This is a genomic window from Lysobacter enzymogenes (assembly GCF_900106525.1).
Taxonomy (GTDB): domain Bacteria; phylum Pseudomonadota; class Gammaproteobacteria; order Xanthomonadales; family Xanthomonadaceae; genus Lysobacter; species Lysobacter enzymogenes.
The window spans coordinates 277112-296287 of sequence record NZ_FNOG01000007.1 but is presented as its reverse complement, the minus strand read 5'-3'; the positions used below and the strand labels follow the sequence as shown (position 1 = coordinate 296287).

The following is a 19176-nucleotide window of genomic DNA, read 5'->3' as shown; positions in this document are numbered from 1 at the left end:
CAGGCCATCCATGGCCTGGGTGGCGCACGGCGCGCGTCCTGCGCGCCGCCCTTCGGGTCTCTGATTGCCTGTGGCGAGTTCGGGGCGGCGGGGGGAGCGAAGAGCAACGGCAACGGCAAGATCAAAATGGATTCCGGCTTTCGCCGGAATGACGGGTTGGGAGTTTGGGGTCTTCGGGTGAGTTCGGCGGAGCTAAGTCGCTGCGGTTGGCCGCGACTTGAGTCGCTCCTACAGCCGGCATTGCGCGCAAACTTTCAAACAGCGCGCACCACCACAGGCCCCCAGCCACACCGCGACGCAGCATCACCCCCCACGCAACTCCCGCCGCAAAATCTTGCCGACGTTGCTCTTGGGCAGCTCGTTGCGGAACTCGATCACGTGCGGCCGCTTGTAGCCGGTCAGATTGGCCTTCGCATACGCCTTGATCTGCTCCACCGTCAGCGCCGGATCCGAGCGCACCACCACCAGCTTGACCGCCTCGCCCGACTTCTCGCTCGGCACGCCCACCGCCGCCACTTCGCGGATGCCCGGCATCGCCGCCATCACATCCTCGACTTCGTTGGGATACACGTTGAAGCCCGACACCAGGATCATGTCCTTCTTGCGGTCGACCAGGAAGATGAAGCCTTTCTCGTCGATGCGGGCGATGTCGCCGGTGTGCAGCCAGCCGTCGCGGTCGATGGTGCGCGCGGTTTCCTCGGGCTGGCGCCAATAGCCCTTCATCACCTGCGGGCCCTGCAGGCACAGCTCGCCGGGTTCGCCCACCGGCAGGCGCTCGCCCTGCTCGTTCATCACGCAGGCCAGGGTCGAGGGAATCGGCACGCCGATCGCGCCGTTGAACTGCATGCCCTCGACGATCGGATTGACCACCGCCACCGGCGAGCTCTCGGTCAGGCCGTAGCCTTCCACCAACGCCTTGCCGGTCACCTGCTGCCAGCGCTCGGCCACCGCGCGCTGCACCGCGGTGCCGCCGCCGAAGCACATGCGCAGCTGCGAGAAGTCCACGCGCTCGAAGCCCGGCGTGTTGAGCAAACCGCTGAACAAGGTGTTGACGCCGGTGATCGCGGTGAACGGCGTCTTGCGCAGTTCCGCGACGAAACCGGGCATGTCGCGCGGATTGGTGATCAGCACGCTGTGGCCGCCGGCCTTGAGGAACACCAGGCAGTTACAGGTCAGCGCGAACACGTGGTACAGCGGCAGCGCGGTGACGATGGTTTCCTGGCCCGGGCGGATCTTGTCGCCGAACCAGGCCGAGACCTGCTGCAGATTGGCGACCATGTTGCGATGGGTCAGCATCGCGCCCTTGGAAACGCCGGTGGTGCCGCCGGTGTATTGCAGGAACGCCAGGTCCTGCGACTCGACGTGCACGTCGGCCCATTCGCGCTTGCCGCCGGCCGCGAGCGCATCGCGCAGGCGCACCGCGCCCTCGATGCGGTAGTCCGGCACCATGCGCTTGACGTACTTGACCGCGAAATTCATCAGCGCGCGCTTGGGCTGGTCGAGCAGGTCGGCCAGGCCGGTGGTGATCACGCCGGCGAGCTGCGCGGCCACGCCGGAGGCTTCCACCGTCGCGCCGAAGTTGTCGACCACGATCAGCGCCTTGGCGCCGCTGTCGTGGATCTGGTGGGCCAGCTCGCGCGCGGTGTAGAGCGGATTGACGTTGACCACCACCAGCCCCGCGCGCAGCGCGGCGAACAGCGCCACCGGGTACTGCAGGCAGTTGGGCAGCATGATCGCGACCCGGTCGCCCTTCTTCAGCTGCAGGTCGAACGACAGATAGGCGGCGAAGCGGCGGCTGAGCGCGTCGAGCTCGGCGAAGCTCAGGGTCTTGCCGAAGTTCGAATACGCCGGCCGCGCGCCGAACTCGGCGACGGTCTTGCGCAGCACGTCGTTGATGGTGCCCAGCGCGTCGGGATCGATCTGCTCGGGAATCGACGGCGGATAGCTGGCGAACCAGGTAGGGGTGGAATCCATGGGCGATGCGCGCTCCGGAGTGTGGCGGCCACGACAGGCCGCCACCATAGCAAGCCGGCGCGCCCTGCCGGCAGCGCCCACCCCGCCGGCCGCCTTGCGGACCCGGGCCGCCCGCGCGGCACCATTCGGCGCGGGCGGCTGCGGTATGGCGGCGGCGCGGTCGCCGGCCAGCGGGCGCGCCTCAGTCGCCCTGCGGCGGCGCAGCCGGCGCGGCGGCCGGCGAAAGCGCCTGATAGGCCAAGATCGGCGCGGCCGCGTTGATCGAGGTGGTGTAGTTGTTGTTGTCGGCCGGGTTTTCCGCGAGGTTGTACGACCAGCCGAAACGTCCCTGGGAGATCCACACCCGGCAGCTGGCGCCTTCGCCCTCTTCGATCTCGATATCGACGGCGCGTTCTTCCAGCCATTGCATCAGTTGCCGCGGTAGCCACGCCGGCGTGCCGTCGGAATACACGATCACGCCAGTAGGCCGGACGTGAGGCCGCAGAAGCTGGGTAGCGTCGTACGCGGCGGTCAGCGTTTGCATATAGCCCGGCCCAGCGCCGTTGGCCACCCAGGTCGCCGCGGTGCAGTCGGAGTACACGTGCGCCAGCGAGATCACATCGCCCCAGCCCAGTCCGACGGCCACGCAGCCCGCCAAGCCAGAGGTGTTGAGGCCGACCAGATGCCCGGGAGCCTGCGACTGGGGGTTGCTGCCGGCCACGGCCATCCATTGGTCCAGGCCCACTCGTATCAACATCGTCCGTCTCCATGGCGGCCGACGCGACGGGCCGACCGATGCTTGCTCAGACGCGGCGGCGCGCGCGCTGTGAACGCGCGACGCGGCGGCCCGCGGTCCGCGATGCGTGGCGGCGGCGGTTCGCGCGGCGCGGGCGGGCCGCGCTCGACGAGCACTCAGCGGCACGCATCGCCCGATGCGCGAAGCGTTCGACCACGCGCCGCTCCAGCGGCGCACCGGCTCAAAAACACGTATCGAGAAACGCCGCCGCGCGCTCGGACAAGCCGACGACCTTGTCGGTGGCCTGCCGATAGAACTTGAAGTTGAGCTCGGTCTGCGGCTTGTCGTCGTCCCAGTCCGCATACGGCTTGAGCTCGGCGCGACCCAGCAGCCGGCGCGCGTTCGCATCGCGGCGGATGCGCACGCTGACCCGCGGCGTCTGCCGCTCCAGCTCCGGCCGCAGCGGCACCGCCGCGGCCGCGACCACCGTGCCGCGCGCGAACAACCCGCGCCCGCCGGAATTCTCGCTGGCGAACAGATACACCGTGTCGCCCACGGCGATGCGCTTGCCGCCGTACATGCTCTTGAGCGCGTCGAAGACGAACTCGCGCGCGGCGATGTCCGTGACTTCGGTCTTGATCGCGTAGACGGCCATGCGCGGGCATCCGGACGGAATCGCGCCAGGGTAACCGCATGCTGCGCGACGGCATGAACCGGCACTGGACCGGGAGCGGCCACGGCGAGCCCCGCGGCGTGCCTGCGCTATCATGCGCCGCAGCCAACGCAGACCCCGCCGCAGTGTGATCGAAGCGCTTCCCCTCTAGCCCCCGCAGGCCCGCCGCATCGCGGCGCGCGCCCGGGCCCGTCTGCCGCGCATCGCCGCGGCACCGAGTGGAGAGCGCCGGTCATGGCCGTCGGTTACGTTCGCGTTTCGCATCTGCATTTTTCCTGGCCGGACGGCAGTCCGGTCTTCGCCGATCTGTCGCTGCGGCTGGGGCCGCTGCGCACCGGCCTGGTCGCGGCCAACGGCGCCGGCAAGAGCACGCTGCTGCGGCTGCTGGCCGGACATCTGCCGCCCAGCGCGGGCCAGATCGACATCGGCGGCCGCCTGGCCTATCTGCCGCAACAAGCCGCCCTGCCCGGCGCTGCGCGCGTCGCCGACGCGCTCGGCATCGCCGCGCGCCTGCGCGCGCTGGATGCCGTCGCCGCGGGCTCGGCCGATCCGGCGCTGTTCGAACGGATCGGCGACGACTGGGATCTGGCCGAACGCAGCCGCGCGCTGCTGGCGCGCCTGGGCCTGGACGCGTTGCCGCTGCACGGCCGGCTCGAACGACTGAGCGGCGGCCAACGCGCCGCGCTGAACCTGGCCGGCTGCCTGCTGCAGCGGCCCGACGTGCTGTTGCTCGACGAACCGTCCAATCATCTCGACCGCGCCGCGCGCCAGCGGCTGTACGCGCTGATCGAAGGCTGGGAAGGCTGCCTGCTGGTCGCCAGCCACGACCGCGCGCTGCTCGAACGCATGGACCAGATCGGCGAACTCGCGCCCGATGCGCTGCGCCTGTACGGCGGCGGTTATTCGTTCTATCGCGACGCCGCCGAGCGCGAACGCGACGCCGCCGAAGACGAGTTGCGGCAATTGCGCCAACACGACCGGCGCGAGCAGCGCGAACGCCAGCAGGCGCGCGAGCGCGCCCAGCGCCGCGCCGGCAACGTCCGTCGCGCAGCGCCGGACGCCGGCCTGCCGCGCATCGTCGCCGGCAACCGCCAGCGCGCCGCGCAGGTGTCGGCGGCGAAGAGCGAAGCCGTACACGCCGCGCGCGCGGACGCGGCGCGCGCACGCGTCAGCGAGGCCGCGCAAGCGCTGCGCGAAACGCCCGACCTGAACCTCGACCTGCCGGCCACGCGCGTGCCCGCAGGCCGCACGCTGCTGCGCGCGCGCGGCCTGCGCCACGCGCTGGCCGGGCGCGAACTGTTCGCCGCGCCGGGGCTGGACCTGGATATCCGCGGCCCCGAGCGCATCGCCCTGAGCGGCGACAACGGCGCCGGCAAGTCGACCCTGCTGCGCCTGCTCAGCGGCGAACTGAGCCCGCAAGCCGGCGAGGTGCAGCGCGGCGAAGGCCGCATCGCGGTGCTGTCGCAGGGCCTGGATGCGCTCGACCCCGCGCTCGGCGTCGCCGAGCAGTTGCAGCGCGCCGCGCCCGCTCTGTCCGCGAGCGAACGCGCCGGCCTGCTCGCGCGCTGGCTGTTCCGCGGCGCACGTGCGCAACTGCCGAGCGCCGCGCTATCCGGCGGCGAGCGCCTGCGCGCCGCGCTGGCCTGCGCCCTGCACGCCCAGCCGGCGCCGCAGCTGCTGTTGCTGGACGAACCCAGCAACCATCTCGACCTGGACGCGGTGGCCGAACTGGAACGCGCGCTGCGCGCTTACCAAGGGGCGCTGGTGGTGGTCAGCCACGACGAGGCCTTCGTCGAAGCGCTGGCGCCGACGCGGCGGCTGGTGCTGGCCGACGGCCGCTTACGCGACGCCGGGTGACCGACGCGCGCGCGGCTTACTCGCGCGGCGGCCGCGCGAACGCGGCGCGGATCGCCTCGTTCTCGACCGCACGATAGATCGTGCCGTGAGTCAGGTCCGGCCGCGGCTGGTAGTTCCAGGTCAGCGCCGCCGGCGCCTGCGCGCGCAGCAGGTCGGCCAGGCGCTGGGCTTGCGGGGCGATGTTGTCTTCGTCGGCCGAGTACAGCCGCAGGATGCGGCCATGCAACGCGGCCGCATCGGCGCGCAGCAGCTGCGGCGCCTGTTCCAGCAACGCGTCGCGGTTCCACCACAGGCTTGGGCTGATCGCGATGTAGACGTCGAACAAACGCGGCTCGCGCAGGAAAGTCTCGGCCACGAACAGTCCGGCCAGCGATTCGCCGACGATGCCGGTGCGGCCGTCGCTGCGCAGGCGGCGGCGCACCTGCGGCATCAGCTCGTCGCGGATGAAGGCGCGGAACTGCGCCGAGCCGCCCAGGCGCGGCGCCAGCGCGCGCTCCTGCGCGACGTCGGTGGGGCCGGTCATGTCGCGCTTGCGCTGGGTGTTTTCGATTCCGACCACGAACATCGGCGCGATCGCGCCGTCGGCGATGGCGCGGTCGACGGTTTCGGCGACGTGGGGAAAATCTTCCTGCAGGCCGCCGTCCGGCATGTACAGCACCGGGTGGCGGTCGCGGCCGCGCGCGGCGTAGCCCGGCGGGGTGTAGACGTTGATCCGGCGGGTTTCGCCGAGAATCTTGGATTTGATCAGGAAGGATTCGTAGCGTTCGGACGGCGCTTGCGCCGCGGGCGCGGGAGCCGGCGCAGCCGCGAACGCGGCGACGGGCGCGCAGGCCAGCGCGGCGGCCAATGTCCACGCCGTCGCGCGACGCACGCGACGCAGCGCCGCAAGACCCAAAACTTCCTTCAGTGAACGCAAGTCCCGCTCCGCTCCACGGCCGACCGGGCCGCGTTCCGCCGCGATCGTAACAGGCGCGCGCGCCGCCGCCGACCGTTCGGACGGTAGCGACGCACGCAGCGAAACCGCGGAAAGCCAACCCAGCACACGTTTGCCCGCGCGCCCCGCCCGGGAAGCGTGATCCCGACGGCAGAAGCCGCGCAGCCGGCCCGATAGCCTGCCCTCACCCCCACCCTCCGCGCGGACGCCGTATGGTCGACACCCACTCGGTCTGGCCGTATTTCGCCTTGATGCTGGCCGCGTTCGCGCTGGCCTCGCTGCCGTGGTTCCGCGCCGCCGACCCGGCCGGGCGAGGCAGCGGCCGCCGCACCGACACCCTCGACGGCCTGCGCGGCTTCCTCGCCCTGAGCGTGTTCGCCGTGCACGCCATCGTGCATTACGACTTCCTGCGCACCGGCGTGTGGAAGCCCTCGTCCGCGCAGTTCTACAACGTCGCCGGCGTGGTCTCGGTGGCGCTGTTCTTCATGCTCACCGGCTTCTTGTTCTGGAACAAACTGTTGAAGGCCGGCGGCCGCCCGGGCTGGAAGGAGCTGTATATCGGCCGCGTGTTCCGGCTCGGGCCGATGTACGTGGCGGCGGTGGCGACGATGATCGTCATCGTCGCCTACCGCACCGGTTTCGAATGGCGCCAGCCGCCGTTGCAGGTGATCGCGCAGGCGCTGGCATGGCTGGCGCTGGGCATCGTCCCGCCGCCGCCGGCGATCAACGGCTACGCCGACACCGGCACCATCCTCGCCGGTGTCACCTGGACCTTGTTCTTCGAATGGGTGTTCTACTTCTCGCTGCCGCTGTGGGCGTTCTTCGTGCGCCGCGGTCGCCATCTGGCATTCTCCGCCGGCGCGGTCGCCGCCTGCCTGCTGGTGATCCTTGCGGCGACCTGGAACGGCGGCTTCGTGCCCGGCACCAAGCCGCGCCCGGTGTTGCTGTTGGCGGTGCTGGCCGAGCTGATCGGCATGATCGCCACCGGCATGCTGGTCGCGTCCTTGCTGCACGAGCGCATCGGCGAGCGCCTGCAACTGCAGCGCGCCAAGTGGGGCGCGCTGGCGCTGCTGGCGCTGGCGCTGGTGTTCGCGGCGATGCTGAGCACGCGCAACATCGGCATGCTGCAATTGCTGGTGCTGTGCCCGCTGACCGGCCTGTTCCTGTTCGTGCTGTGCTCGGGCAACAACCTGTTCGGCGTCCTGGCGTGGCCGGCCTCGCGCCGGCTCAGCAACATGAGCTACAGCATCTATCTGTCGCAGGGCCTGTCGATGGTGGCGGTGTTCGCGATTCCCGGGGTCAAGGACTACGCGCTCAGCGGCACGGTGCCGTTCTGGATCGTCAACATCGCTTGCGCGCTGGCGCTGTGCGCGGCCTCGCTGCTGACCTATCGCTATATCGAAGAGCCCGGCATCCGCGCCGGCAAACGCCTCACCGACCGGCTGCGCGCGCGCCGCGCCGGCGCGGCGCCGCTGGCGACGCCGGCGAGCGACGCGGCGGCATGAGCTTCCTGTAGGAGCGGCGCGAGCCGCGACCAACCGAAGCTGCGCTCGCAAGCGCTGGAGCCGGAGATACGAAGCCGTGAGGGTTCTTGGCGTCGGTTGCGTCGCTAGCGTACATCGCTTCGGTTGGTCGCGGCTTGCGCCGCTCCTACAGGGAGCAACCGAACATCGGCGGGGGCGCAAACGAAAGGGCCGGCTTGCGCCGGCCCTTCGTCTTACATCTCGATGCAGTCGAACTTCACGTCCGGATCGACGTCCACGTCGTAGTCGACATCGTCGCGGTCGAAGCCGAACAGCTTGAGGAACTCGTGCTTGTAGCCGGCGTAGTCGCTGAGCGCGAACAGGTTCTCGCTGGTCACCTGCGGCCACAGCTCGGTGCACTGCGCCTGCACGTCCTCGCGCAGTTCCCAGTCGTCCAGGCGCAGGCGGCCCTGCTCGTCCAGTTGCGCCGGCGCGCCGTCGGCGCGGTACATGCGCTCGCGGTACAGGCGGTCGAGTTGCTCGATCGGGCCCTCGTGCAGGCCTTTTTCCTTCATCACCTTGAACACCAGCGAGATGTACAGCGGCAACACCGGGATCGCCGAACTGGCCTGGGTGACCACCGACTTGAGCACGGCGACATTGGCGCTGCCGCCGTCCTTCGCGCGCAGGCGCGCGTCCAGGCGCTGCGCGGTGGCGTCGAGGTCGGCCTTGGCCCGGCCGAGCGCGCCGTGCCAGTAGATCGGCCAGGTGATTTGGGTGCCGATGTAGCTGAAGGCGACCGTGCGCGCGCCCGGGGCCAGCGCATCGGCGCGTTCCAGCGCGTCGATCCACAGCTCCCAGTCCTGGCCGCCCATCACCGTCACGGTATCTTCGATTTCCTGCTCGGTCGCCGGCTCGATCGTGGCCTGCACGATCTGGTCCTTGTTGGTGTCGATGGCCGAGGAGGTGTACGGCGCGCCGATCGGCTTAAGCGCAGAGCGCTTCACTTCGCCGGTGGACGGCAGCTTGCGCACCGGCGAGGCCAGCGAATAGATCACCAGGTCGACCTGGCCGCCCATCTCGTTCTTGATCAGCTCGATGGCCTGGGCGCGGACCTCATCGGAGAACGCATCGCCGTTGATCGAGCGCGCGTACAGGCCTTCGGCCTTGGCGAACTTGTCGAACGCGGCGGCGTTGTACCAGCCGGCGGTGCCCGGCTTCTTCTCGCTGCCGGGCTTTTCGAAGAACACGCCCAGGGTGTCGGCGCCGAAACCGAACGCCGCGGCGATGCGCGCGGCCAGGCCGTAGCCGCTGGACGCGCCGATCACCAACACCTTCTTGGGGCCGTCCTTGCGCTCGCCGAGCTTGCGGGTGGCGGCGATCTGGTCGCGCACGTTGAGCTCGCAGCCCACGGGATGGGTGGTGATGCAGATGAAACCGCGGACCTTGGGATGGATGATCAATGTCGAATCTCGTCGGCTGGAGCCACGCATTTTAGGCGCTGCGGGGCCGTTGCCGAAACCCACCGCCATACGCGCGCGAATGGCCGCGGGTGCGGCGCGCCGGGGCGGGTCGGCCGGCCCGAGCCGCCTCGAATCGCGAAGGAGCCGGCCGCGCCTGTCCGGCCGGTAGTCGCGACGCGATCAGGGGCGCCCGCGCGCGGCATGACGCCGACGGTCCGATCGCGTGAGCCAGCGTTATCGGCCGCATTTGTGCTCCGCAGATCACGTACCCGTCCCCGGCTTCGGCGGTAACTAGTGCCACCGCACCAGGCGCCGCAGGACACGGCAGCGCTCGCGGCATCAACCCAAACCGAAACCGGAGAGCGGGCGCGATCGCGCATCGCTGCGGGACGTTGCGCCCCGCGATGCAGCGCGCTCGCCCTCGCCCAGGAGCGTCCGATGACCCAGCACAACGCCGCCCAGTTCGAAGAACTGGCCGATCTGTACGAGGACATGAGCGATTGGCCGTTCCGTCGCTACATCGAGACGCCGAGCGTGCTCGCGCACGTCGGCGACCCGGCCGGCGCCGACGTGCTCGACTTCGGCTGCGGCGCCGGCACCTACGCGCGCATGTTCAAGCGCGCCGGCGCGCGTCGCGTGGTCGGCTACGACCTCGCCGAGGGCATGCTCGCCAGCGCGCGCCGCCGCGCCGCCGCGGAAGGGGCGGACATCGACTTCGTTTCCGCGCTGGGGCCCGAACATGCCGGGCGTTTCGACCTGACCCTGGCGGTGTACGTGCTGCCTTACGCGCAGGCGCTGCCGGATCTGCAGCGCATGTGCGCGCAGATGCTAGCGCCACTGCGTCCGGGCGGGCGCCTGATCACTTTGCCGATCCATCCCGATTACGAACCCGCGCCGGCCTATTACGAGCCCTTCGGCTTCCGCATGACCCCGGACGACGCGCGCGAGCCGCATCGCGACGGCGCGCGCCTGCGCCTGGACCTGTTCTACCAGCAGCGCTACGACGCCAGCGTGCATGCCTGGTACTGGAGCCGCGAGACGATCGAATCGGCGTTGCGCCGAGCCGGCGCAGCCTCGGTGCGCTGGCACCAGCCGCGACTGAGCGCATCGCCCGACGCGCCGCTGGAACTGGAGTCTTACGCGCGCAGGCCGCACGCCGCCATCGTCGAGTGCCGGCGCGGCTGAGCCGGCCACGACGCGTTCTCAGGAGATCGCCGTGAATCCCAGGGTGGAAGTCTTCGACGCGCTGGAACGGATCGACCGGCGCAGCTACGAGGCCTTGCATGCCGCCAGCCGCGCGTCGGTGTTCTACGACTGGCGCTTTCTGCTCGCCGTCGAGCGCTCTGCGCTGCTGCCTGCGCTGAAGAACCTGTATCTGTGCGCCTACGACGGCGACCGATTGATCGGCTTGCTGCCGGCCTATCTGCAACGGCTGGCCACGGTGGATCCGCTGGGTACGCTCGCACGCGCCGCCGGAGTGCCCGACGGCGGCGCAGAGTTGGGTTTGTTCAGCCATACGATGCATTGCTGGGACAGCACCGTGCCCTGCCTGGACGCCGCCGGCGACGCGCGTGCCACCCTGCTCGACGCGCTGCTGCGCGTGGCCGAGCGCGAAGGCGCGACGCACGCCGGCATGCTCAACCTCGCCGACCCGGCGCTGCTGGCGCACCTGCGCGGCGGGCCGCTGCAAGTGCATCCGCTGGTGGAGCGCTTCGACGCGGATCTCGGGCAATACGACGATTTCGAGCATTTCGTCGGCGAGCTGCCCCGCGACGGACGCACCGAGATGCGCCGCCAACTGCGCAAGTTCGAAGCCAGCGGCGCCAGCGCGCGCGTGCTGGCGCCGCCGTTCGGCGACGTGCTCGAGCCGTTGTGCGAGCTGTGCATGCGCACCACCGCGCGTCGCGGCACGCCGCACTACTTCCCGGCGGGACCGCTGGCCGGCTTCGTGCGCCTGTGCGGCGAACTCGCACGACTGGTGGTGATCCAGGCGGGCGACCGCCTCATCAGCGGCATGATCTGCTATGAGCAACGCGAAACCTTCTATGCCTGGTCGGCCGGCGTGGTCTACGACCGCAGCGACTTCAGCCCGTACACGATCGCCTTCGCCGCCGCCTATCGCCATGCCTTCGCGCGCGGCTTGCGCCATTTCCACGGTGGCCGCCTCAACGAGAAGATCAAGCGCCGTCTCGGCCTGACGCCGAACCCGCTGCACTGCGCGCTCGCGCCCCTCTCGCCGCCGCGCGCGCCGCCCTGGCGCGACGCGCGCGAACCGGCATCTGCCGCCCTCGACTGACAGGAGCCGTTCCGTGGAACCGTACCCGCATCCCATCGACGCCGACGACTTCCGCGTGTTTCCGCGCGGCCTCGACGGCAAGGCGCGATCGCGCCATCACGCCGAGTACGCCGGCTGGCATCGCAGCGCCTGTTGGAACGGACGCCGCTTCGACCGTTTCCCCGAATACATCGTGCGCGCGCAGTCGCTGGCCGATGTCGCCCACAGCATCGACTTCGCCCGCCGTCACGGCCTGTCGGTGAGCGTGCGCGGCCGCGGCCACAGCTACGCCGGCTGCTTCCTGCGCGACACCGGACTGCTGCTGGATCTGTCCGCACTGGACCGGATCGAGGTCGACGCCAGCGCCAACGCGGTCGCCGTGGAGCCCGGCGCCAGCGCACGCCGCCTCAGCCAGGCGCTCGCGCCGCACGGCCTGGCGTTTCCGACCGGGCACGGCGGCGATGTCGGTCTCGGCGGCTTCCTGCTAGGCGGCGGGCTCGGCATCAACGCGCGCGCGTGGGGCGGCATGAGCGCGTTCAACCTGCGCGCGATCGATCTGATCGGCGCCGATGGCCGCCTGCTGCACGCCGACACCGAACGCAACGCCGACCTGTTCTGGGCCGCACGCGGCGGCGGGCCGGGCCTGTTTTTCGCGGTGGTGAAGTTCTATCTGGATTGCCGGCCGTTGCCGGCCTGCATCACCGGCGGCACTTGGCGGACGCGACCCGAGCGTCTGGGCGAACTGCTGGAGGCGGTCGAGCGCGCCGATCCCGATCCCTCGCTTCAGGTGATGATCGCGGTGGCGGCCGACGGCGATGGCCTGCAAGCGATCCTCAGCACCACCGCCTTCGCCGATTCGCCCGCGCGCGCACAGGCGCTGCACCGCGCGCTGGCGTCGCGCCTGCCCCCGGGCCTGGCCGAACCGCTGGACCAGGATCAGCCCACCGACTTCGAGACGATCTACGCCCAGACTGAAACGATGCTGGTCTCGCGCCGCTACCGCACCGACAACGTCCTGACCGATCGCGGCGCGGACGCCGCGCGCATTCTCATCGCGCATCTGCCGAAGCGACCGTCGCCAGCGACGATGCCCCTGCTGATCTGGCGCGGCGAGCCGCGCCTGCCCGACGCGGCCTTCTGCGCGCGCGGCCGCTGGTTCGTTTCCACCTATGCGCAGTGGGACGCCGAATGCGACGACGACGCCAACCGGCGCTGGCTCAAGGCGCTGTACGACGAGCTGGCCGGCATCGCCAGCGGCGCCTACATCAATGAGTTCGACCTGGAAGAACGCTCGGACCAGATCGAACGCTGCTTCGCGCCGGCGCAGTGGGCGCGGCTGTGCGAGCTGCGCCGCCGCTACGATCCCGACGGGGTGTTCCACGACGCGCGCATCGGCCACGGCCACGGCCGCGGCTGATGCGACGCGCCGCTCAGCCCAGCCGCATCGACAGTTCCACGTCTTCGCCGAACGGCAGCGACAGGTAGCCGCCCTGCGGCGCGCGCACGCGCTGCAGGTATTCGGCGCAGTAATCGGCGTTGTCGGCGACGATCAGCGCGCCGGGGCGCAGATGCGGTTCGAGCAGGTCCAGCACCTGCGAGTACAGCGCCTTGGCGCCGTCGAGCAGGACCAGGTCGATGCGTTCGGGCAGGTCGGTGGCCAGCGAGCGCAGCGCGTCGCCGGCGCGGATCTCGACCAGATCGTCGAGGCCGGCTTCGACCAGGTGGGCGCGCGCTTTGTCCGCTTTCGACGGCTCGAACTCGCTGCCGATCACCCGGCCGCCGCCGTTGTCGCGCACCGCCGCGGCCAGATGCAGGGTCGACAGGCCGAACGAGGTGCCGAACTCGACGATCCGGCGCGCGCCGGTGGCGCGGGCGAGCAGGTACAGCAGGGCGCCGGTCTCGCGCGACACCGCCAGCGGCAGGTCCTTGAGGCGGCCGTACAACTGCGTGTATTCGGTCTTGCTGCGCATCAGCCGCTCGTGCTCTTCGCGCGGCAGCGCGGCCAGCGCCGGCACGCTCATCGGCGAGGCCGCTTCGTCTTCGACGAACAGGCGCTCGATCAGCGCGGCCAGCGGTGCGGCGGTCAGGGTGTTCATGGCGAATCTCCGGCCCATCGGGGGGCGTTGCGGGGGTAGAATCAGAATGCGATTGATTCGTCAGATTCGCTATTCGCATTGGAATCCCGCCCGTGGCCGACCGACAAAAACCGCAGATTTCCCAGCGAAAAAGCCCGCAACAGACGCGCTCGAACGACCTGCTGACCGCGGTGCTGCAAGCCGCTGCTCAGGTTTTGGCCCAGGAAGGCGCACAGCGCTTCACCACCGCACGCGTGGCCGAGCGCGCCGGCGTCAGCGTGGGTTCGCTGTATCAGTATTTCCCCAACAAGGCCGCGATCTTGTTCCGCCTGCAAAGCGAGGAATGGCGCCAGACCGCTGCGCTGCTCAGCGCGATCCTGCGCGACACGCGCACGCCGCCGCTGCGGCGCCTGCGCCGGCTCACCCACGCCTTCGTGCGCTCGGAATGCGAAGAAGCGGCGATGCGCATCGCGCTGGCCGACGCCGCACCGCTCTATCGCGACGCGCCGGAAGCGGACGAGGTGCGCGCGGACAGCCGCGCGGCCTTCGCCGATTTCATCCGCGAGGCCTTGCCCAAGGCCGACGATGCGCTGCGCGCCACCGCCGGCGAACTGATCGTCACCACCTTGTCGCAGGGCGGCAAGGCGTTTTCCGAAAGCCCGCGCACGGCGCAGGAGATCGAGGTCTTCGCCGAGGCGATGTCGGACATGTTCTGCGCTTATCTGCGCTCGTTGGCGCGGCGCTGATCGCGCGGCGCGGGCGGGCGGCGTTCCTGCCGCGTTAGCCGGGCCTCACTCGCGGCGCTTGCGCCCGCGCTTGCCGGTGGCCGGCGCGGCGTCTTCCGGCTCGGGCAGGCCTTCGCCCAGGCGTTCCATCCACGCCAATGCATCGACGTAGCCGAGGAACTGCTGCAGGTACTCCGGCGACAGCGACTGCATCAGGTTCAGTGCGCGATGCACCAGCCGGCCGGAATTCAGCGGCCCGGCGTCGCCCGGCGCGCGTTCCAGCGATTGCCGCACCTGCCGGTCCAGGCTCAGCCGCGACCAGCGTGCGCGGAATTCGTCGAGCGCGGCCAGGCGCGGGTACGTGGCCGGTTCGGTGTCGGCGCCGGCCCAGGCTTGCGCGCGCTGCGCCGCTTCGCGTTCGAGCCGTTCGACCAAGGGCGCCAAGGTCGCCGCATCCGGCCTCGGCGCTGCGGCCTCGATGTTCGCTGCGCGCTTGAGGTCGTCGGCATAGGCGCCGATCAGCGAATACACCCGCCCTTCCAGCACCCGCCGCAACTCGCCTTCGGCGCCGGCGGCGCGCCGCGCCATCGCGTCGATGCGGTGGAAGCGCGCGCGATCGAGGCGGTCGGCGCCTTGCGCGCGCCAGGCCTCGACGGTCGCGCGCGGGTCCAGGCCGTCAGCGCGCATGCGCGGGTGCGGCGGGCTGAGCGGGCCGCGGCATCGGCGCGATTTCCACGCGCCGGTTCTTGCTGCGCCCGGCCTCGTCGGCGTTCGAACCGACCGGCTGCTGCGCGCCGAACGCGGCGGCGAACACCGCGCTCTCGGGCACGCCCGAGGCGATCAACGCGCGGGTCACGGTCAGCGCGCGCTGCGCCGACAGTTCCCAGTTGTCGGCGAACTGGCGATTGCTGCCGAGCACCTGACGGTCGTCGGTGAAGCCGCTGACCATCAGGATTTCGTCGCGCGAGCGCAGGTACTCGCGCAGCGGCCCGGCCAGGGTCTTGAGCAGTTCGCGGCCTTCGGGCTGCAACTGATCGGAGTTCAGCGCGAACAGCACGCTACCGCTGATGCCGATGCGGCCGTCGACCAGGGTCACCCGGCCGCTGGCCAGCGGCGCGGCCAGCGCGCGTTCCAGGGTCTGGCGCCGCTGCGCTTCGATCCGGCGCTGCTTCACTTCCTCGTCGAGCCGGCTGCTGAGCTGCATCTGCGCGCCGATCACGCCGACCAGGATCAGCACGAACACGCCCAGCAGCACCGACATCAGGTCGCCGAACGCGGCCCACACCGGGGCGCCGCCGTCGACGCCGTGGCCGGCGTCGTCGACCTCGACTTCCGCGCTCATGCCGCCTGCGCTCCGGCTTCGGCGCGATCATCGGCGCGGCCGTCGGACACGCGCTGCAATTCCTCGATGATCTGCTTCTGGCTGAGCACGCTCAGATCGACCACTTCGCGCGCTTGCGCCACGTAGTAAGCCAGTTGCTCGTCGCTGCGCGCCAGCGACTTGTCCAGCGCGGTCTCCACGCTATGCAGACGCTCGGCCAGGCGTTCGTGGGTCTCGCCGAACTGCTGCACCACCGCGGCGAAGGCGTCGCCCAGGCCGGCCACTTCCACCGCGCCCGCGCTTAGCTGGGCGGCGGCGCTGTCGAGCTTGCCGGTGTCGGTTTCGATGCGCTCGCTCAGGCGCGCGCCGGCGCGTTCGAGCAATTCGGCCGAAGACGCGACCAGGGCGTCGACCGCGGCGCGCTGCTCGCCGGAGGCGTGGTTGACCGCGTCGAGCAGGGTTTCCAGGGTCGCGAGCAGGCGGTTGCGCTCTTCCAGCATCGCAGTGTCGCGGACCATGCTGTCGGACAATTTCTGGCGCAGCTCGGCGACGACTTCGGCCGCGGCCTTGGGCGCCTCGGATGCGGCGTCGACCAGGCGCGAAATCTCGGCGATGGTGTCGCGCGCCTGCGCCTGGGTGCGCTCGGACACGTCCTGGGCGGTGCGCGCGAGGGTGTCGCACACCTCTTGCTGGCGGCTGGCCGCGGTGTCGCCGGCGTGCTGCCAGCGCTGGCTCAGTTCGGCGGTCATCGCACCGAACGATTCGGTCCAGGCGTCCAGGCGCTCGCGTTCGCGCGAGTCCAGCGCCGACTGCAGCTGCGCCTGCGATTCCTGCACGATCCGCACCAGTTCGGCGGCGTGCGCCTCGAAGCCGGCGACCACGCCGGCGGCGGCCTTGGGCGCTTCGGAGGCGGCATCGACCAGGCGCGAGATTTCGGCGATGGTCTCGCGCGCCTGCGCCTGCGCGTGGCCGGACAGATCCTGCGAGGTGCGCGCCAAGGTTTCGCAGATCTCCTGCTGGCGCCCGGCGCTGCGCGCTTCGGACTGTTCCCAGCGCTCGCCGAGCGCCGCGGTCATCGCGCCGAACGCGTCGGTCCAGGCCGACAAGCGTTCGCGGTCGCGCGATTCCAGCGCCGATTGCAGGTCCGCATGCGAGCCTTCGACCACTTTCACCAGCGCCGCGGCGTGGCGTTCGAACGCCGACGCGGCGGTGTCGAGCGCGGCGCGGTTGCGCTCGGCCGAAGCCTCGTGCGCCTGGCTCTGCTGCGACAGCGCCTGATCCCAGGCCTGCGCGCTGCGCTCGGCGCTGCCGTCCATGCGCGCGGACACTTGTTCGAGCAGGCCGGCGGCGCCGCGTTCGAAAGTGCCGGCGAAGCCGTCGAGCGCGCCGCGCAGATCGCGCAGCAGCGTTTCGTTGCCGCTGCGGTGATCGGCCAGGGCGGCGGTCCAGCTGCCGGCGGCGGCGGTCGCGGCCGCGGCGAAGCCGGCGGACAAACCGTCGAGCTGCTGCTGCACCGCTTCGCCGACCCGCGCATGCAGCGCCGCGCTGTCGCGCGCGACTGCCGCCATGGTCGCGTCCACCGCCGGTTGCAGCGCCGCGCCCGCGGCGCGCGCGCCTTCGCCGATGCTGTCCTTGAGCGAACGCTCCACCGATTCGGCCAGGCGCGCATACGCGGCCTCGGTGCGCTCATGGAACGCGTTCTGCTGCTGGATCTGGCGCTCGTGCGCGGCCTGGCTGTGGCGTTCCAGCGCGGCCATCGCCGCCTGCAACTGCTCGACCAGCGCCGGCATCGCTTCGGTCTGGCTCTGCAGCAGTTCGAACGAGCGCTCGCGCTGGCGCGTACGCGAATGCGGGCGCAACGCGCCGGCGATGGCGGCGTCCAGGCTCTGCACCGCCTGCGCGCGCTCGCGCCGGCACAGCGCGGCGAGCAGGCCGAGCATGGCCGAGGCGGCGACGCCGGCGATCGAGGTGCCGAAGGCGAAGCCCAGGCCGGCGACCGGCGCGGCGATGGCTTCGCGGATCGAATGCAGATCGCTCGCGCTTTCCAGAGCCAGCCCGGTGCCGCGCAAGGTGACGGTCATGCCCAACAGGGTGCCGAGCATACCCAGCAGCACCAGCAGGCCGACCAGATACGGCGCCAGCGCCGGCGCCGGCAGCGCCGCGCGCTCGCCTTCGATGCGCAGCCGCGCGGCGTTGCGCAGCGACGGATGCAGGCGGCCGAGCCATTCGCCCAGCTGCGCCGGCGGCGCCGACGTGGCGGCGGCGACGGCCTGGTCCAGGGTCGCAGTGGCGCGGCGGTAGCGCAGCAACTCCACCCCGCCGATGAGGTAGCCGGCGCCGATCAGCGCGACCACCGCCAGGGCCAGCGGGTGCGCGCCCAGATAGCCGGCGGCGACCCAGACGATGGCGGCCAGGCCGGCGATGAAGACGGCGGGGAATGCGATTTTGTTGGGCATGTCAGTCGTGTGCGTGCGCGCGCAGGGCCGCGAGCAGGCCGTGTGCGGGTTGAAGGCGAACGTCGAGTTCGGCGAGCAATGCGTCGTGCATGTCGCGGCGGAAGGGTTGCAGCCAGGCCTCGGGCGCGGGCGCGCCGTCGCCGGCCGCGGCGTGCGCGTCCTGGCGCAGGCGCTCGAAGCGCCGGCCCAGCAGCGCTGGCGCGGCCGCCAGCAGGCTGCGTTCGCGCCGCGCCAGCGCGCGTTCCATCACCGCGTCGATCGCGGCGAGCTTGGACAGTTCGGGCGAGGCCGAGGTCAGCCGGTCGCGCAGGCGTTCGCGCAGGCGCGCGGCGCCGGCGTCCAGGGTCTGCTGCAGGACCAGATAGCGTTGGCGGAAGAACGGGAAATCGCTGGCGTCCTCGCTCGCGGCGGCCGAGCGCGTGGGCGCGCGCGACGGCGCAGCGGCGGCGAAGGCGCGGTCGCCGGCGATCGCCGCAGCCAGCGCCTGGCGCACGCGCGCGCATTCGCGCTCCTCCGCGCCCACCGGCGTGGGCGCGCCGAAGCCGGGCACGGGCGCGGCGCCGTCCAGGACCGAAGACAGGGCCAGGGACTGCGTCCATTCGATCCATTGGCTGAGCCGGTCCGACAGCGGCGGCGCACTGGGCGCAACGTCCGCGTCGGCGAACCGGGCGAGCAGGCGGATTAAGGTGGGACCACGGACCGCCGCCCGTCGGGGAGATTCCACTATCAACAAACTGGTCTGGCTAAAAGTTCGTCATTTTACACGCCGTGCGCGTCCGCCCGGCGTCGGCCCCGGCGAGGCGGTTGGGCCGGCGGTCATCGCGGCTGAATTGAATTAATCGCCGCCAATGCATTGACTCGACCCGGCCGACGTGCTTGCCGCGCCACGATTTTCGGCCGCAGCGGCGCCCGCGCGGGGGCGCGCGTCGCCGCTGCGGCTCAGCCGCTGCACATAAGGCTCCGCTCTTCAGGGGCGGCTGGTTACACAGGGTTGTGCGGCGCGGCTCACGGCGCGCACTGCGCCCGCGCCGGGCGCCAGCCGAGCGCGCGCGCCGGCAAATACAGCAAGGACTGCAGGAACGCGAGCACCGCGCCCAGGGTGATCCCGAGCAATCGCAGCGGCAACGCCAGCAACCACACCAGCGGCCACAGCACCAGCGCGAGCAGGGCCAACGGCCAGCACAGCACGAACAACAGGCACCAGGCGAGCAGGGCGAGCAGCGTTTTCACTTCGGGTTCCTCGGC

Annotated in this window: 17 protein-coding genes; 6 read left to right on the top strand and 11 right to left on the bottom strand. The window is 71.0% G+C overall.

The genetic code is table 11. The annotated features are described in order from the left end of the window. Window positions 1–303: 303 nt before the first annotated feature. The 3 genes from BLU84_RS18590 to BLU84_RS18580 all read right to left on the bottom strand — a co-directional run bounded on the left by BLU84_RS18590 (window position 304) and on the right by BLU84_RS18580 (window position 3344). Window positions 304–1974: an AMP-binding protein gene (locus tag BLU84_RS18590; RefSeq protein WP_074870785.1), complete on the bottom strand. Its 1671-nt coding sequence runs from the start codon at window positions 1972–1974 to the stop codon at window positions 304–306. Between the two features lie 181 nt (window positions 1975–2155). Beyond that, window positions 2156–2710 (bottom strand): ligand-gated ion channel, encoded by a 555-nt coding sequence (locus BLU84_RS18585; protein WP_139175112.1) that lies wholly within the window; start codon window positions 2708–2710, stop codon window positions 2156–2158. 220 nt (window positions 2711–2930) lie between these two features. Then, a complete protein-coding gene (locus BLU84_RS18580; protein ID WP_074870779.1) occupies window positions 2931–3344 on the bottom strand; it encodes a hypothetical protein in 414 nt (137 codons plus the stop codon). A 252-nt stretch (window positions 3345–3596) separates the two neighbouring features. On the opposite strand from BLU84_RS18580, the gene BLU84_RS18575 reads away from it, so the two are divergent. Next, a complete protein-coding gene (locus tag BLU84_RS18575; RefSeq protein ID WP_074870777.1) occupies window positions 3597–5219 on the top strand; it encodes an ABC-F family ATP-binding cassette domain-containing protein in 1623 nt (540 codons plus the stop codon). Between the two features lie 16 nt (window positions 5220–5235). Here BLU84_RS18575 and BLU84_RS18570 read toward each other — a convergent pair whose 3' ends face one another. Further along, complete coding sequence (locus tag BLU84_RS18570) at window positions 5236–6090, bottom strand: alpha/beta hydrolase (protein ID WP_211664569.1); 855 nt, start codon at window positions 6088–6090, stop codon at window positions 5236–5238. A 275-nt stretch (window positions 6091–6365) separates the two neighbouring features. On the opposite strand from BLU84_RS18570, the gene BLU84_RS18565 reads away from it, so the two are divergent. Continuing rightward, window positions 6366–7658, top strand: a complete 1293-nt coding sequence (locus tag BLU84_RS18565) for an acyltransferase family protein (RefSeq protein WP_074870775.1) — start codon at window positions 6366–6368, stop codon at window positions 7656–7658. A 212-nt stretch (window positions 7659–7870) separates the two neighbouring features. Here the strand turns inward: BLU84_RS18565 and fabV are convergent, their stop codons facing one another. Further along, complete coding sequence (gene fabV / locus BLU84_RS18560) at window positions 7871–9079, bottom strand: enoyl-ACP reductase FabV (RefSeq protein ID WP_074870772.1); 1209 nt, start codon at window positions 9077–9079, stop codon at window positions 7871–7873. Between the two features lie 438 nt (window positions 9080–9517). On the opposite strand from fabV, the gene BLU84_RS18555 reads away from it, so the two are divergent. From BLU84_RS18555 to BLU84_RS18545, 3 genes are read left to right on the top strand one after another with little or no spacing between them, the layout of a single operon-like run. After that, window positions 9518–10264 (top strand): class I SAM-dependent methyltransferase, encoded by a 747-nt coding sequence (locus BLU84_RS18555; protein WP_074870770.1) that lies wholly within the window; start codon window positions 9518–9520, stop codon window positions 10262–10264. A 31-nt stretch (window positions 10265–10295) separates the two neighbouring features. After that, the gene (locus BLU84_RS18550; RefSeq protein WP_139175111.1) at window positions 10296–11375 is read left to right on the top strand and encodes a GNAT family N-acetyltransferase; all 1080 of its coding nucleotides are present in this window, start codon (window positions 10296–10298) and stop codon (window positions 11373–11375) included. Window positions 11376–11388: 13 nt separating this feature from the next. Continuing rightward, window positions 11389–12771 (top strand): FAD-binding oxidoreductase, encoded by a 1383-nt coding sequence (locus BLU84_RS18545; protein ID WP_170849200.1) that lies wholly within the window; start codon window positions 11389–11391, stop codon window positions 12769–12771. A gap of 13 nt (window positions 12772–12784) precedes the next feature. On the opposite strand, the gene BLU84_RS18540 is transcribed toward BLU84_RS18545, so the two are convergent. After that, entirely contained in the window at window positions 12785–13450 is a 666-nt protein-coding gene (locus BLU84_RS18540; RefSeq protein WP_074870766.1) for an O-methyltransferase, read from the bottom strand. A 92-nt stretch (window positions 13451–13542) separates the two neighbouring features. On the opposite strand from BLU84_RS18540, the gene BLU84_RS18535 reads away from it, so the two are divergent. Beyond that, on the top strand, window positions 13543–14175 hold the full coding sequence (locus BLU84_RS18535; RefSeq protein ID WP_074870764.1) for a TetR/AcrR family transcriptional regulator: 633 nt from the start codon (window positions 13543–13545) through the stop codon (window positions 14173–14175). Window positions 14176–14220: 45 nt separating this feature from the next. Here the strand turns inward: BLU84_RS18535 and BLU84_RS18530 are convergent, their stop codons facing one another. From BLU84_RS18530 to BLU84_RS18510, 5 genes are all read right to left on the bottom strand, one after another. Continuing rightward, window positions 14221–14841 (bottom strand): DUF2894 domain-containing protein, encoded by a 621-nt coding sequence (locus tag BLU84_RS18530; protein ID WP_074870762.1) that lies wholly within the window; start codon window positions 14839–14841, stop codon window positions 14221–14223. Continuing rightward, window positions 14831–15496: an OmpA family protein gene (locus tag BLU84_RS18525; RefSeq protein ID WP_074870760.1), complete on the bottom strand. Its 666-nt coding sequence runs from the start codon at window positions 15494–15496 to the stop codon at window positions 14831–14833. The genes BLU84_RS18530 and BLU84_RS18525 overlap by 11 nt, the downstream gene beginning before the upstream one ends. Next, complete coding sequence (locus tag BLU84_RS18520; protein ID WP_074870759.1) at window positions 15493–17931, bottom strand: DUF802 domain-containing protein; 2439 nt, start codon at window positions 17929–17931, stop codon at window positions 15493–15495. Before BLU84_RS18520 ends, BLU84_RS18525 begins: the two co-directional genes overlap by 4 nt. Window position 17932: 1 nt before the next feature. Continuing rightward, window positions 17933–18655 carry a DUF3348 family protein gene (locus tag BLU84_RS18515; protein WP_233431184.1) on the bottom strand — a complete coding sequence of 241 codons (723 nt, stop codon included), beginning with the start codon at window positions 18653–18655 and terminating at the stop codon, window positions 17933–17935. A gap of 281 nt (window positions 18656–18936) precedes the next feature. After that, window positions 18937–19161 (bottom strand): hypothetical protein, encoded by a 225-nt coding sequence (locus BLU84_RS18510; protein ID WP_074870892.1) that lies wholly within the window; start codon window positions 19159–19161, stop codon window positions 18937–18939. Between the last annotated feature and the right edge of the window lie 15 nt (window positions 19162–19176).

Coding starts and splice junctions, on each gene's coding strand:
- BLU84_RS18590 (WP_074870785.1), bottom strand. CDS start 1,974: ATGGATTCCACCCCTACCTGGTTCGCCAGCTATCCGCCGTCGATTCCC.
- BLU84_RS18585 (WP_139175112.1), bottom strand. CDS start 2,710: ATGTTGATACGAGTGGGCCTGGACCAATGGATGGCCGTGGCCGGCAGC.
- BLU84_RS18580 (WP_074870779.1), bottom strand. CDS start 3,344: ATGGCCGTCTACGCGATCAAGACCGAAGTCACGGACATCGCCGCGCGC.
- BLU84_RS18575 (WP_074870777.1), top strand. CDS start 3,597: ATGGCCGTCGGTTACGTTCGCGTTTCGCATCTGCATTTTTCCTGGCCG.
- BLU84_RS18565 (WP_074870775.1), top strand. CDS start 6,366: ATGGTCGACACCCACTCGGTCTGGCCGTATTTCGCCTTGATGCTGGCC.
- BLU84_RS18555 (WP_074870770.1), top strand. CDS start 9,518: ATGACCCAGCACAACGCCGCCCAGTTCGAAGAACTGGCCGATCTGTAC.
- BLU84_RS18540 (WP_074870766.1), bottom strand. CDS start 13,450: ATGAACACCCTGACCGCCGCACCGCTGGCCGCGCTGATCGAGCGCCTG.
- BLU84_RS18530 (WP_074870762.1), bottom strand. CDS start 14,841: ATGCGCGCTGACGGCCTGGACCCGCGCGCGACCGTCGAGGCCTGGCGC.
- BLU84_RS18525 (WP_074870760.1), bottom strand. CDS start 15,496: ATGAGCGCGGAAGTCGAGGTCGACGACGCCGGCCACGGCGTCGACGGC.
- BLU84_RS18520 (WP_074870759.1), bottom strand. CDS start 17,931: ATGCCCAACAAAATCGCATTCCCCGCCGTCTTCATCGCCGGCCTGGCC.